At 62.4% G+C, this 13,404-nt stretch carries 12 protein-coding genes; 7 read left to right on the top strand and 5 right to left on the bottom strand.

All coding sequences use genetic code 11. From position 1 onward, the window contains the following. The first annotated feature begins 1 nt into the window (after nucleotide 1). Both EIY71_RS06300 and EIY71_RS06295 read left to right on the top strand, forming a co-directional pair. Complete coding sequence (locus tag EIY71_RS06300; RefSeq protein ID WP_039771823.1) at nucleotides 2–421, top strand: hypothetical protein; 420 nt, start codon at nucleotides 2–4, stop codon at nucleotides 419–421. 15 nt (nucleotides 422–436) lie between these two features. Then, a complete protein-coding gene (locus EIY71_RS06295) occupies nucleotides 437–1,333 on the top strand; it encodes a cation diffusion facilitator family transporter (protein WP_134020963.1) in 897 nt (298 codons plus the stop codon). On the opposite strand, the gene EIY71_RS06290 is transcribed toward EIY71_RS06295, so the two are convergent. Beyond that, nucleotides 1,327–2,376 carry a DUF6515 family protein gene (locus EIY71_RS06290; protein WP_134020960.1) on the bottom strand — a complete coding sequence of 350 codons (1,050 nt, stop codon included), beginning with the start codon at nucleotides 2,374–2,376 and terminating at the stop codon, nucleotides 1,327–1,329. The two genes, EIY71_RS06295 and EIY71_RS06290, sit on opposite strands and share 7 nt — an antisense overlap. Nucleotides 2,377–2,830: 454 nt before the next feature. On the opposite strand from EIY71_RS06290, the gene EIY71_RS06285 reads away from it, so the two are divergent. Both EIY71_RS06285 and EIY71_RS06280 read left to right on the top strand, forming a co-directional pair. Then, entirely contained in the window at nucleotides 2,831–3,310 is a 480-nt protein-coding gene (locus EIY71_RS06285) for an Lrp/AsnC family transcriptional regulator (protein WP_007909658.1), read from the top strand. A gap of 295 nt (nucleotides 3,311–3,605) precedes the next feature. Beyond that, nucleotides 3,606–3,815, top strand: coding sequence for a DUF2788 domain-containing protein (locus EIY71_RS06280; RefSeq protein ID WP_003228500.1), 210 nt, complete (start codon nucleotides 3,606–3,608; stop codon nucleotides 3,813–3,815). On the opposite strand, the gene EIY71_RS06275 is transcribed toward EIY71_RS06280, so the two are convergent. From EIY71_RS06275 to EIY71_RS06260, 4 genes are all read right to left on the bottom strand, one after another. After that, complete coding sequence (locus EIY71_RS06275) at nucleotides 3,810–4,445, bottom strand: pseudouridine synthase (RefSeq protein WP_134020957.1); 636 nt, start codon at nucleotides 4,443–4,445, stop codon at nucleotides 3,810–3,812. The two genes, EIY71_RS06280 and EIY71_RS06275, sit on opposite strands and share 6 nt — an antisense overlap. 72 nt (nucleotides 4,446–4,517) lie before the next feature. Next, the gene (gene amn, locus EIY71_RS06270; RefSeq protein ID WP_162130486.1) at nucleotides 4,518–6,017 is read right to left on the bottom strand and encodes an AMP nucleosidase; all 1,500 of its coding nucleotides are present in this window, start codon (nucleotides 6,015–6,017) and stop codon (nucleotides 4,518–4,520) included. A 59-nt stretch (nucleotides 6,018–6,076) separates the two neighbouring features. Then, nucleotides 6,077–7,726 (bottom strand): acyl-CoA dehydrogenase family protein, encoded by a 1,650-nt coding sequence (locus tag EIY71_RS06265; RefSeq protein WP_102686360.1) that lies wholly within the window; start codon nucleotides 7,724–7,726, stop codon nucleotides 6,077–6,079. A 95-nt stretch (nucleotides 7,727–7,821) separates the two neighbouring features. Then, on the bottom strand, nucleotides 7,822–10,170 hold the full coding sequence (locus EIY71_RS06260) for a hybrid sensor histidine kinase/response regulator (RefSeq protein WP_134020955.1): 2,349 nt from the start codon (nucleotides 10,168–10,170) through the stop codon (nucleotides 7,822–7,824). A gap of 304 nt (nucleotides 10,171–10,474) precedes the next feature. Here EIY71_RS06260 and EIY71_RS06255 point away from each other — a divergent pair, with 304 nt between their 5' ends. The 3 genes from EIY71_RS06255 to hemL are packed head-to-tail and all read left to right on the top strand — an operon-like array spanning nucleotide 10,475 to nucleotide 13,214. Beyond that, nucleotides 10,475–11,272 (top strand): hydroxymethylpyrimidine/phosphomethylpyrimidine kinase, encoded by a 798-nt coding sequence (locus tag EIY71_RS06255; protein ID WP_039771996.1) that lies wholly within the window; start codon nucleotides 10,475–10,477, stop codon nucleotides 11,270–11,272. A 24-nt stretch (nucleotides 11,273–11,296) separates the two neighbouring features. Next, nucleotides 11,297–11,920: a thiamine phosphate synthase gene (gene thiE, locus EIY71_RS06250; protein ID WP_103385486.1), complete on the top strand. Its 624-nt coding sequence runs from the start codon at nucleotides 11,297–11,299 to the stop codon at nucleotides 11,918–11,920. A gap of 10 nt (nucleotides 11,921–11,930) precedes the next feature. Continuing rightward, nucleotides 11,931–13,214 carry a glutamate-1-semialdehyde 2,1-aminomutase gene (gene hemL / locus EIY71_RS06245; RefSeq protein WP_064382167.1) on the top strand — a complete coding sequence of 428 codons (1,284 nt, stop codon included), beginning with the start codon at nucleotides 11,931–11,933 and terminating at the stop codon, nucleotides 13,212–13,214. The last annotated feature ends 190 nt before the right edge of the window (nucleotides 13,215–13,404 follow it).

Below are 13,404 nucleotides of genomic sequence, written 5' to 3'. Positions count from 1 at the left end.
CATGCGCTTACCTTTTCGCCTGATCGGCGGTGTACTGGTTGCCACCCTGCTCACTCAGATCACCGCGTGCGGTTCGATTTTCTACCCAGACCGGCGCGGCCAGATCGACGGCAAGATCGACCCGGCGATTGCCGTGCTCGATGCCGTGGGCCTGTTGTTCTATATCCTTCCCGGCGTGATCGCGTTTGCCGTGGACTTCGCCACCGGCGCGATCTACTTCGAACCGGGCCACACGGCGCAGGTCGATCCGGCCAAGCTCAAGCAAGCCATCGGCCCGGACGGTCAGGTCGATAACTTGAAGTTGCAGGCTATTCTCGAAACGGAGCTGGGCCGCAATCTGCCGCTGGACGACCCGCGCCTGATCCAGCACAAGGGCAGCACCCAGCAACTGGCGATGTTCGGCCTGCAACCTGCCGCTTAAGGAATAGACGCACCCATGACCACAAGCACCGAACACGCCCGCCTGCTGCGGCTGGCGACCCGCGCCTCGGTGGCGGTGGCCTGTACGCTGATCATCGCCAAAGCCATCGCCTGGTGGCTGAGCGGTTCGGTGAGCATGCTCGCCGGCCTCACCGACTCGGCCCTCGATGGCGTCACTTCGTTGCTCAATCTGCTGGCGGTGCATTACGCGCTGCGCCCGGCGGATGACGATCACCGTTATGGTCACGGCAAAGCCGAATCCCTGGCGGGCATGGCGCAGGCGCTGTTCATTGGCGGCAGTGCGGTGCTGATCGCGTTTCAGGCTTATGAGCGCCTGAAAAATCCGGAGCCGCTCGGCGCGCCTTGGCTGAGCATCGGGGTGATCGTGTTTTCCCTGTTGCTGACGGCGGCGCTGTTGATGCTGCAGCATCGGGTGATCAAGCAGACCGGCTCCAACGCCGTGCGGGCGGATTCACTGCATTACCGTTCGGACCTGTTACTCAACGGCAGCATTCTGATTGCGCTGGTGTTGGCCGGATTGGGGTTCGATCAGCTGGATGCGTGGTTCGGTCTGGGAATTGCGGCGTACATTTTGTGGAGCGCGATTCAGATCGCCCGGGAAAGTTTTTCGGTGCTGATGGATGAAGAGCTGCCGACGGATGTCAGTCAGCACATGCTCGAACTGGCGTGCGGCGTGCCGGGAGTATTGGGCGCACACGATCTGCGCACACGGATTTCCGGCAATCACTGGTTCGTGCAGTTGCACCTGGAATTGCCGGGGGAGCTGACGCTGTCAGTCGCCCATGGCATCAGCGATCAGGCGGCGGATGCCATTCACAAAGCCTACCCACGGGCCGAAGTGCTGGTGCACGCCGACCCGCAGGAAGTGGTCAAAGCCGCTCGGGCTCAGTAGTTGACCTGATAACCGCGACTGCTCAGGCAATTGCCCTGGGCCTGACGGTAGGCCTGCACCACTTCGGGCGCCGGTTGATAAGTCGCGGTGCGCGGATTGAAGCCGCTCTGCTGCACCGCGTACTGATAGCACTCATAGCCGTCGCGCTGAACCTGCTCCGGTGACTGACCGTTGGCCGGATACGCTTCCACGTCATAACCATTGCCGGTCGGCTGCGGTGGCTGCTGCGACGGCGGCTCGACTACCACGTAATCCTGGGTCGCCTCCTGATAGGCGTAGTACGAGCCGGCGGCGAGGAACAGCAGCGAACCGCCGATCCACACTTCACGGGCGTAATCAGGCAGATATTGGATGCGGATCCCGCGCGGCGGCTGAACCACGATATAGCGCGGGCCTTGTGGGCGATACCAGTAGCCGCCGGAGTAGAAATAGTCCTGGCCGCGATACGGCACACGGTAATCGCGATCCGGGAAACGGTCGATCACATGGCCCGGCCGGTATTGCGGGCCCGGGCCCCAGCCGTTGCCATGCCCGTCCGGGCGACCCGGCCAGCGATTGTCGTTGGGGCGGTTGCCGGTCTGCCAGTTCTGGTGATAGCCGTTCTGCGGGCGCTCGTCGCGGTAGTAACCCTGACGGGGTTCCTGGGTCTGGCGCACGGTGTCGGGGCGCGGCTGGATCGGCAGGTCATTGGCCGGCAGTTGCGGCGGCGGTGGCGGCTGGCGCACCGGGTTGGGGTTGTAGGCCGGACGTGGCTGGTTCTGGTTCTGCCACTGGCTGTTGTTCGGTTGGCCGCGATTCTGCTGGCCGTTGTGCTCGAACTGCCGGCTATTGTCGCCACGAATGATGTCGTTGTTCTGCCGCTGCGGATTGTTCTGGCCGTGCTGCTGATTGCCGCCGCCATGGCCCTGATTGTTGCCCTGATGCTCAGGCCCGCGTCCACCGCCGTCCGGGCCGCGATTCTGCGGCTCATCCGCCAGCGCTTGCGCACCGACACTCACACACAGCAAACCAACACTGGCCAGACGCCAGATGCGCGACTTCATGAAATTCCTCACTGCGGACTAGAGCCTGAAATTAAGAGGGCGTGTAGCTAAGACCGGGGATGGGCACACCGGGTTCTGCTACAGGTTATCAGTCACGTCATTTATTTATTGAGCGAGAAGAGTCAAATCGCGGGCAAGAAAAAAGGGAGACCCGTCGGCCTCCCTTCTAGAGAACTTCGTCCTGGCTCGACGCTTTTGACATCGGCTCACCTCACGCCGTCTTCTGGACAGTGTGCAGCTCGGGGGCCGGCACAACCCCGGTGGGGGTGGCGGCCGCGGCAGGCCGGATTGGGCGGGCCGCGTGGACTGTGTTACCGAGCAGTGATTCTGGTGATAAGAATAGGCCCGGCGCCGCGACAGATGATTGCGAAGATTGCTCAAATAAACATCACTTGCGCAATTTTTAACCCTGGATAGATAATCCGCCGCAATAGTTAAGACAAAGGACCGTTTGATGAGCAAACTCGACCGTTACGACCTCAGTATTTTGGCGGAATTGCAGCGCGACGCCCGCATCTCCAACCAGGAACTGGCCGAGCGCATCGGTCTGTCGCCCTCCCCGTGCTCGCGCCGGGTCAAGCAGCTGGAGGACGACGGCTATATCTCGCGTCAGGTCGCCCTACTTGATCGCAAGATGCTCGGCCTGAGCCTGACCGCCTACGTGCTGATCGGCATGGACCGGCACACGCCGGAGCGTTTCGAGAACTTCGAAGCGGCGATCCGCACCTTGCCGCAAGTGCTGGAATGCAGTCTGGTGACCGGGGTGGATGCCGACTATCAGCTGAAAGTGGTGGTGCCGGACATGGATCACTATCAGAAGCTGCTGCTGGGGCATCTGACCCGGATCGAAGGCGTAACCAGTGTGCGCTCGAGCTTTGTGCTGAATCAGGTGCTCAATAGCACCGAATTGCCTCTCACGCATCTGCGTAGCTGATCAAGAGCTGCCCTCATCGGAACGCCGCCCGCCCAGCCCTCTCCCGTAGGGAGAGGGGGGCCGACGGTGGGGTGCTCGAGAAGTACGCCGACCTGAACGCCCTGCTGTGAATCCATAATCGACTGGAAATTTCAGGTCGATGTATGACGCCAGACACCTCGGTCAGTCCCCTCTCCCCCCGGGAGAGGGTTAGGGTGAGGGCCAGTCGTCGGATCAGACCCAGATCAATGCCACCCCGCCCCCCTTGGCGTATACTCGCCGCGCCCTTTTAGCCCCGTGCGTGCCGGAGAACCCGATGGATCCAGCAGTATTTGAAGAGTGGATGATGACCGGTCTGGTCAGCATCCTGATCATTTTCATGGGTTTCATCGTCTGGGATCTGGCGAAGAAGTCCAAGGCCGGGCGCTTTGGCTCGTTCATTCTGTTTTTCGTGCTGGGCCTGGGCGTGGCCGCATTCATCATCAAGAGCGTGGTGATCGGCCTGATCGAGTCCGGCGCCTTATAAGCGCGCCGGCACTTCTTTCCACTGTCCCTGATCGAGCCCTTCGATCGTCCAGTCACCAATCCTGACCCGCACCAGCCGCAACGTCGGCAGCCCGACCGCCGCCGTCATCCGCCGCACCTGGCGGTTGCGTCCTTCGCGAATCACCAGTTCCAGCCAAGTTGTCGGAATCGTTGCGCGAAAGCGCACCGGTGGCTTGCGCGGCCACAGCTCGGGCTCATCCAGTTGCCGCGCTTCGGCGGGCAAGGTCATGCCGTCATTCAACTCGACGCCGTCACGCAGGCGCTGCAACTGCTCGGCTGTCGGCACGCCTTCGACCTGCACCCAATAGGTTTTCGCCAGTTTGTGCTTGGGGTCGGCGATCCGCGCCTGCAACTGGCCGTCGTTGGTCAGCAGCAGCAAACCTTCGCTGTCGCGATCCAGCCGTCCGGCCGGATAAATGCCCGGAATGTCGATGTAATCCTTGAGCGTCGCCCGCCCTTCGCCGTCGCTGAATTGGGTCAGCACATCGAACGGTTTGTTGAACAGGATCAGCTTCGGTTCGGCCGGTGGTGCCTTGGCGACCCGGCGCGGGGCTGAAGAAGCTGGCTTCGCGCCGTGGCGGCGGGAAGGTGGACGTTGAGGACGGGACATAAGAGAGCAGACATTTAGCGATCAGGGCTGACAATGCTAGTGCCCCGACCGCCAAATGACCACGACAAACCGTTAGCGGAACGGCGGCTCGTCGAAGCTGCGCAGTTTGCGCGAGTGCAGCGAATTGAGTTCGGTGCGCAGCAGATCCACCGCTTCAATGCCGATCTTCAAGTGCTGGCTGACCGCACGCTCGTAGAACGCGTTGGCCGAACCCGGCAGCTTGATTTCGCTGTGCAGCGGCTTGTCCGATACACACAGCAACGTGCCGTACGGCACCCGCAGGCGATAACCCTGGGCGGCGATGGTGCCGCTTTCCATGTCCACGGCCACGGCGCGGGACAGGTTGATCAGCGGTCGTTCCTGAGCCCAGCGCAATTCCCAGTTACGGTCATCGTAGGTCAGCACAGTGCCGGTGCGCAGGCGCTTCTTCAGCTCTTCGCCTTTTTCGCCGGTGATGTTGGCTGCCGCTTGTTGTAGCGCCAGTTGCACTTCGGCCAGGGCCGGGATCGGAATGTTCGGCGGCACCACGCGGTCGAGAATCCCGTCGCGACGCATGTAGGCGTGAGCCAGCACGTAGTCGCCGATGGTCTGCGACTGACGCAGGCCGCCGCAGTGACCGATCATCAGCCAGCAATGCGGACGCAGCACAGCCAGGTGGTCGGTGATGTTCTTTGCGTTGGACGGGCCGACGCCGATGTTGACCAGGGTCACGCCGTGGCCATCGCTGGCGATCAGGTGATAGGCCGGCATCTGGTAGCGGTGCCAGACCACACCGGCCGCAATCGCCGAGGCTTCGCCGTGATCCATGCCCTTTTCGATGATCACGTTGCCCGGCAAGACCATGCGTACGAAACGCGGGTCGCGGCGCAGTTGTTCCAGGCCATGGACGATGAACTGGTCGACATAACGGTGGTAGTTGGTCAGCAGAATCCACGGCTGCACATGGCGCCAGTCGCTGCCGGTGTAGTGCACCAGACGACGCAGCGAGAAGTCGACGCGCGCGGCGTCAAACAGCGCCAGCGGCAGCGGATCGGTGTTTTCCCAGTCGTAGAGACCGTCGGCGATGCCATCGGTGGCGGCGGACAGGTCGGTACTCGGGAACACCCGTGCCAGCACCGCAGCGGTGACGCCGGAGCCGGCCAGTTCATCGCCCTGCTCGACCACGTACGGATAGGGAATGTTCTGCTCGCTGACCCCGACTTCGACGGTCACGGTGAAGTCGTGCATCAGCGGCGTGAGCTGTTCCAGCAGGTATTTGCGAAACGCCGCCGGGTGAGTAACGGTCACGCTGTAGGTGCCCGGCAACTGCACCTTGGCGTAGGCGCGGGTGGTCTGCGGGACTTCGCCCTGGCAGTGGTAGGTCAGACGCAGTTCGGGATAACGGAACAGGGCACGTTGCTCGGCGTCGGGCTCGACGCGATCCTTGAGATAACGCTTGAGCGCCGAGTTCAGCGCCGTGGTGGCCCGCTCATGCAGCTCGGCGAGACGATCCACGGCCTGTTCGGCGGTTTGAACGACAATAAACGCTTCGGTCACGATCAGCTTCCTGTGTTCTGACTTGCAGAGCTTCATCTTGCCTGCATCGTGGCGTCACGGAAACAGTGGCGTTGTGGCTTTGTCGCGATCCCCCTTCAGAAACCTTGCGGCGTAGAGCGGGCGACGATGGCTTCGACATCCAGCCCGCGCGGCAACGCGCCGTAGGCCCGCCCGCCTCCGTTCAGACGACTGGCGATGAACGCATCGCTGACCGCCGAATTCCCGGCCTCCAGCAGCAACTTCGCTTGCAGTCCCAGAGCAATGTCTTCAGTAAGTTGCCGAGCGCGGTACTGAATGTCGCTGGTGTCCTTGAACTGTGCCTGCAATTGCTGAATGTGCGCAGCCAGTCGCTTGTCGCCATGACCGTCGCCCAACTCGCTGAACAACACATCAAGCACGCCCGGCTCTTTCGACAACGCCCGCAGCACGTCGAGGCATTGCACGTTGCCGGAGCCTTCCCACGTCGAGTTCACCGGCGCTTCGCGGTAAAGCCGCGGCAGGATGCTCTCCTCGACATAGCCAGCACCGCCCATGCACTCGGCGGCTTCGTTGATCATCCCCGGCGCACGTTTGCAGATCCAGTATTTACCCACCGCCGTCACCAATCGGGCGAACTGCGCTTCATGGCGATCGTCCAGATGATCCAGCGCCTTGCCCATGCGAAGGCTCAGCGCCAGCGCGGCTTCGCTTTCCAGCGCCAGATCGGCCAGCACGTTCTGCATCAGTGGCTGTTCACTGAGCAGTTTGCCGCCGACCTTGCGATGGGCGCAGTGATGGCTGGCCTGAGTCAGCGCCTGACGCATCAGCGAGCTGGAGCCGACCATGCAATCGAAACGGGTCATCGCCACCATCTCGATGATGGTCGGCACGCCGCGCCCTTCTTCGCCGACCATCCATGCCAGCGCGCCTCGGAATTCCACTTCGCTGGAAGCGTTGGACTGGTTGCCGAGCTTGTTTTTCAGGCGCTGGATGTAGAACTGATTGCGCGTGTCGTCCGGGCGATGGCGCGGCAGCAGGAAGCAGCTCAAGCCCTTGTCGGTTTGCGCCAGCGTCAGGAACGCATCGCACATCGGCGCCGAACAGAACCACTTGTGCCCCACCAGTTCATAGGCCTGGCCCGGGCCGCTGGCGCCGACCGGATAAGCTTTGGTGGTGTTGGCACGCACGTCGGTGCCGCCCTGTTTCTCGGTCATCGCCATGCCAATGGTGACGCCCGCCTTGTGGGCCATGCCGACATTGCGCGGGTCGTATTCGGTGGCGAGGATTTTCGGCAGCCATTGCTCAGCCAGATTCGGCTGCAAACGCATCGCGGGGACACTGGCGAAGGTCATGGTCAGCGGGCAACCACTGCCGGCTTCGGCCTGACTGTGCAGATAGGACATGGAAGCGCGGGCGACATGGGCGCCGTCCTGTGGATGAGCCCAGGGCAACGACGTCAAGCCATGTTCAATGGCGATGCGCATCAGCTCGTGATACGCCGGATGAAACTCCACCAGGTCGATGCGATGTCCATAGCGGTCATGACTGGCGAACACCGGTTTGTTCTGGTTGGCGAGGAACCCGGCCTCCATCAGCGGCCCGCCGGCCAGCGCGCCGTAGGCGTCGATCCGCGACTCGGCCCAGCCGGCACCGAACCGCCGCGACCACTCCTGCAACGGCAGGTCGATGCGGTATAGATTGGTGCCGTCCAGCGACGGTGGCTGGTTGGTGACTTCGTGAGTTTCGGCGAACTGATGCAGGTTCATGACGGGGCTCCTTGATCGGCCAGAGCTTCAGTTAAGCACCGCCCCCGAACCGATCAAAGTGTCATATCGGCCTAAATACCGGCGCTTTCACCCTATCAGCAACTCAACACCCGCCGCTGCATCGCAACCTGCAGATCCTCGAATTTCACCGGTTTGCTCAGATAATCGATCGAGCCACCCGACGCGCAATGCTCGCGATCCGCCCCCAGCGCGATCATGAACACCGGCAGATGGGCGCATCCCGGCAGGTCACGAATCTGGCAACACAGCGATGCCCCATCGAGCGGCGGCAACTGGCAGTCGATCAGCACGGCATCGAAGCGCTCGCGCTGCAAACAGTCGAGCGCCGCCGCGCCGTGGTCGGCGGTGCGCACGCGGAAACCGAGCTTGAGCAACATGCCGCGCATCACCAGTTGGTTGACGCTGTTGTCGTCCACCAGCAGCACGGTGCAATCCTGCGGCGCACGCACGGTGTCGCGGCTGAACGCGGGCACGGTTTCCACTTCCGGCAACTCAAACTCGACATCCAGTTGAAAGCGGCTGCCACTCCCCGGTTCGGAGCGGTGTGTGAGCTTGCCACCGAGCAACTCCACCAATTGACGGCAGATCGCCAGACCGACGCCCAGCCCGCCGTATTCGCGGGTCATCGAACCGTCGAGCTGGAAGAAGCGCTGATACATCGTCGCCTCGCCCAGATCGGTAAAACCGATGCCGGTGTCGATCACCGCAAAGGACAGCGCCAGCCGATTGTCCGTCGACGGTTTGCCCGTCACCCGCAATGCCAGACCGCCGACGCGGGTGAACTTGATCGCATTGTCCAGCAGGCACTCCAGGCATTGCGCGAGTTTGGCGCTGTCGCCATGCAGGCGATCCGGCAGGGTCGGCAGCACGTCGACCTTGAAGTCCAGCGACTTGCTCGAAGCATTGCCATCGAACTGCATCCGCAACGCCTCGACCACCCCGCGCAGGCTGAAACTGCCCGGCGTCGCCTTGAGCTTGCCGGCCTGCAATTCGGTCAGGGTCAGGATGCCGTTGACCATGCGCATCATGTCCCGCGCCGAACCGGCGGCAGTCTGCTGGTATTGCTCCAGTTCCGGATCGAGTTCGACGGTCTGCATCAACTCGAGCGAACCGATCACCCCGTTCATGGGCGTGCGCAGTTCGTGGGTCAGGGTCGCGAGGAATTCGTCCTTGAGCTTGTTGCTGTGGGCCAGTTGCTGGTTCAGCACTTCAAGTTTCTGGCCGGCGTCGAACAGGGTCTGCGCCTGTTGTTCGCGCATCGCGTTGATGCGGTCGGCCAGGGCCAGCGACAGCAGCGCCACTTCGATGGCCGAGCCGATCTGGCTGGCGTACATGGTCAGGAACACATTCGGCAGCAGGCCCAGCACCATCATGGTGTTGACGATGCCGCCGATCAGGAACGCCGACCAGGCAATGATGAAATAGCGCGCCACCCGCAGGCCGCGCCACCAAGCGAGGATCCCGGCGGCGAAGATCACCACGGTGAAGGTCAGTGCCAGGGTCGTCGCCAGACGCAGGGCCAGGCCATAACTGGTCATCAACGACAGACCGATCACCACGGCGCCAAAAACAATCAGGGCGATCAACAGACGATCGAGCCAACGGCTGTGGTTCTTCGTCTGCAGGAAACTGCGGGCGAACTGGCTGCCGAACAGCCCCGCGCAACCGATGAAGAACGGCGTGGCGGCGTTGGCCCACCATGGGTTGTCCGGCCAGAAATACTCGACCGCCGCGCCATTGACCGACAGCTGATAGAGGCCGAACGAAGCGATATAGAAGATGTAATAGAGGTAACTGGTGTCGCGCACGCTGAGGTAGATGAACAGGTTGTAGACCAGCATCCCCAGCAGCACGCCATAAATGACCCCCAGCACGTACAGGCGCACCGGCTGGTCTTCAAGGTACGCGGTGCTCGACCACAACGTTACCGGCGCCTGGATCGAGCCCTCGCTGGACAACCGCAGGTAAACGGTTCGTTGCTGATCCGGCTTGAACGCCAGGTCGAACAGGTAATTGTTCTGACGGATCTCGCGACTGGCGAACGGCAAGGCGTCCCCGGTCTGCCGCACCAGACGGTAGTCACCGGCCGCATCGGGCAGATACAGATCGAGATGATCGAGCGGCGGATACGCCAGTTCCAGCAGCCAGCTGCGTTGCGCCGACGGGTTGGTCGGGCGGTAATGCAGGTCGATCTTCAGCCAGAACGCCGAGCGCGAATAACCGGCATTGAGCGTGGCTTTGTCATGGGGTTTGAAGTTTCCGGCGGCGGCTTGCGCGCGGACGTCGGCAATGCTCGCCTGACCGCTCGGGTCTTCGAACACTTGCAGGGATCGACCCAGCGGGAGGCTCTGGGTGAACTCGTCGAATTCGACGGCGTTTGCCAGGAGGGGCAAACAGAACAACATCATCAACAAATAGCGCATTGAAGCCCCAGCGTGGCTTGGCCGGTTGTGTCAGGAAGCCCCCCATTCCCTTTGAGATGACGTAAAACCGGTATTACCTGTTATTGGTTTGGATCCACTCTAGCATAGCCGTTGATGGCCATTGAGCACCATGGAAATTTTTCCTACAAAGGCTCTAGAACGGGCGTTCCAGAGCAAAACACCGGACTAGAGCTGTTGGCTCGGTCAGATTGTGACAAGCGCTGTGGATCTCGCTACCCGTGTTATCGGCCGCGCACTGCGCCACAACACCCGGAAAACAGGTTTGGTGGTAAGCTCGCGCACCATGAATATCTACAGCTCACGCCCCGTTGTCCTCTGTCTCTCCGGCCACGACCCCAGTGGTGGCGCCGGCCTGCAGGCAGATATCGAAGCCCTGCTCGCTCAGGGTTGCCATGCGGCTCCGGCCGTCACAGCCCTGACCGTGCAAGACACGGTCAACGTCACTGACTTTCGCGTCCTCGACCGTGAGTGGGTACTGGCCCAGGCCAATGCCGTGCTCAACGACTCCGAAGTCGCGGCGGTGAAACTGGGCATGCTCGGTTCCCTGGAAATGGTCGACACCGTCGTCGAACTGCTCCAGGCGCATCCGCACTTGCCAGTGGTCTGCGACCCGGTGCTGCGTGCCGGCGGCGGCGGACGCCTGGGCAAGGACGAAGTCGGCTACGCCATGCGCGAACGCCTGCTGCCGCTGTCGATCATCGCCACCCCCAACCTTCCCGAAGCCCGGATCCTTGCCGAACTGCCGGAAGGCACCGCGGACGAGTGCGCTGAAAAACTCCTGCCGTTCATCAAGAACCTGCTGATCACCGGCGGTCACGGCGACGAAACCGAAATCCACAATCGCCTGTACAGCCGCGACGGCCTGCGCGAAACCTTCAAGTGCCAGCGCCTGCCGGGCAGCTATCACGGTTCCGGCTGCACTCTGGCCAGCACCCTCGCCGGCCGCCTGGCACTGGGCGAAAACCTTGCCAGCGCCGTGCGTACCGCGCTGGATTACACCTGGCGCACCCTGCGCGATGCCGAACAACTGGGCAAAGGCCAGTTCGTGCCGCGTCGTCTGCCGCTGGATTTCTGTTCCTGATGTTTCGAGCCTGAGGTCTGCGCGATGAAACTACGTGGCCTGTATGCCATCACCGACAGCCAGTTGCTGGCCGGCAAGTTTCTGTCCTACGTGGAGGCGGCGCTGGAAGGCGGCGTCACCCTGCTGCAATACCGCGACAAGAGCAGCGATGAGGCCCGCCGTCTGCGTGAGGCCGAAGCCCTGCGCGATCTGTGCGAGCGCTACAAGACGCAACTGATCATCAACGATGATGCCGAACTGGCCGCGCGCCTGAACGTCGGCGTGCACCTTGGCCAGACCGACGGCCCGCTGTCGCCGACCCGCGCCCTGCTCGGCTCCAAGGCGATCATCGGTTCGACCTGCCACGCGCAGTTGGAACTGGCCGAACAGGCCGCCAAAGAGGGCGCGAGTTACGTCGCCTTCGGTCGCTTCTTCAATTCCAGTACCAAACCCGGTGCACCGAGTTGCAGCCTCGATCTGCTCGACGAGGCCAAACGCACCCTGCACCTGCCGATCTGCGCGATCGGCGGCATCACCCTCGACAACGCTGCGCCACTGGTGGCCCACGGTGTCGATCTGCTGGCCGTGGTCCATGGCCTGTTCGGCGCCGACAGCAGCGCCGAAGTGACCCGCCGCGCCCGCGCCTTCAATGAATTACTAAAAGTCTGAGAGCCCGATCATGTCTCGTTCCGAAACCCTGTTTGCCAACGCCCAGAAACACATTCCCGGTGGCGTGAACTCGCCGGTGCGCGCGTTCAAGAGCGTTGGCGGCACGCCGCTGTTCTTCAAGCACGCCGAAGGCGCCTACGTCACTGACGAAGACGACAAGCGTTATGTGGATTACGTCGGCTCCTGGGGCCCGATGATCCTCGGCCACAGCCACCCGGAAGTGCTGGATGCGGTGCGCAACCAGTTGCAGCACGGCCTGTCCTACGGCGCGCCGACCGCGATGGAAACCGAGATGGCCGACCTGGTCTGCTCGCTGGTGCCGTCGATGGAAATGGTACGCATGGTCAGCTCCGGCACCGAAGCGACCATGAGCGCGATCCGTCTGGCCCGTGGTTTCACCGGCCGTGACAGCATCATCAAGTTCGAAGGCTGCTACCACGGCCACTCCGACAGTCTGCTGGTCAAGGCCGGTTCCGGCGCACTGACCCAGGGCGTACCAAGCTCGGCCGGCGTACCGGCGGCATTCGCCAAACACACCCTGACCCTGCCGTTCAACGACATCGACGCGGTTGAAAAAATGCTCGCCGAAGTCGGTCAGGACGTGGCGTGCATCATCGTCGAGCCAGTGGCCGGCAACATGAACTGCGTACCGCCGGCGCCGGGTTTTCTCGAAGGCCTGCGCAGCCTGTGCGACAAGCACGGCGTGGTGCTGATTTTCGACGAAGTGATGACCGGTTTCCGCGTCGCCCTCGGCGGTGCCCAGGCTTACTACGGCGTAACCCCGGACCTGACCACCTTCGGCAAGATCATCGGCGGCGGCATGCCGGTCGGCTGCTTCGGCGGCAAGCGCTCGATCATGGAGCGCATCGCGCCGCTGGGCCCGGTCTATCAGGCAGGCACCTTGTCGGGTAACCCACTGGCGATGGCCGCCGGCCTGACCACCCTGCGCCTGATCAGCCGTCCGGGTTTCCACGCCGAACTGACCGATTACACCACGCGCCTGCTCGACGGCCTGCAACAGCGCGCCGATGCCGCCGGCATTCCGTTCGTGACCACCCAGGCGGGCGGCATGTTCGGTCTGTACTTCAGCGGTGCCGACGACATTGTTACTTTTGAAGACGTGATGGCCAGCGATGCAGCGCTGTTCGGCCGCTTCTTCCACCTGATGCTGGAAGGTGGCGTGTACCTGGCACCGAGCGCCTTCGAAGCCGGTTTCACCTCGATCGCCCATGGCGAAGCCGAGCTGAAACTGACCCTCGACGCCGCCGAACGCGCCTTCGCCAAGTTGAAGTAAAACGCCCCGCCGCTGACGTTGGCCATTGCCAGCGTCAGCGTTCTCCTACATCCGCACGCCTTTTCCGACACGCCTGCCAAAAATCTCCCATAAAGTGGGCGATATATTTCCCGCGCAGCAGAAAATCGAGTAAAGACTTTGTAAGGATGGCCCTGCTTATTTCATAATGCGCGCTTATTGGATCCCTCGA

Origin of the sequence: Pseudomonas sp. CH235 (genome assembly GCF_004368175.1) — a bacterium.
Taxonomy (GTDB): domain Bacteria; phylum Pseudomonadota; class Gammaproteobacteria; order Pseudomonadales; family Pseudomonadaceae; genus Aquipseudomonas; species Aquipseudomonas paraglycinae.
The sequence above is the reverse complement of the archived record's forward strand: the minus strand, read 5'-3'. Positions and strand labels throughout refer to the sequence as shown.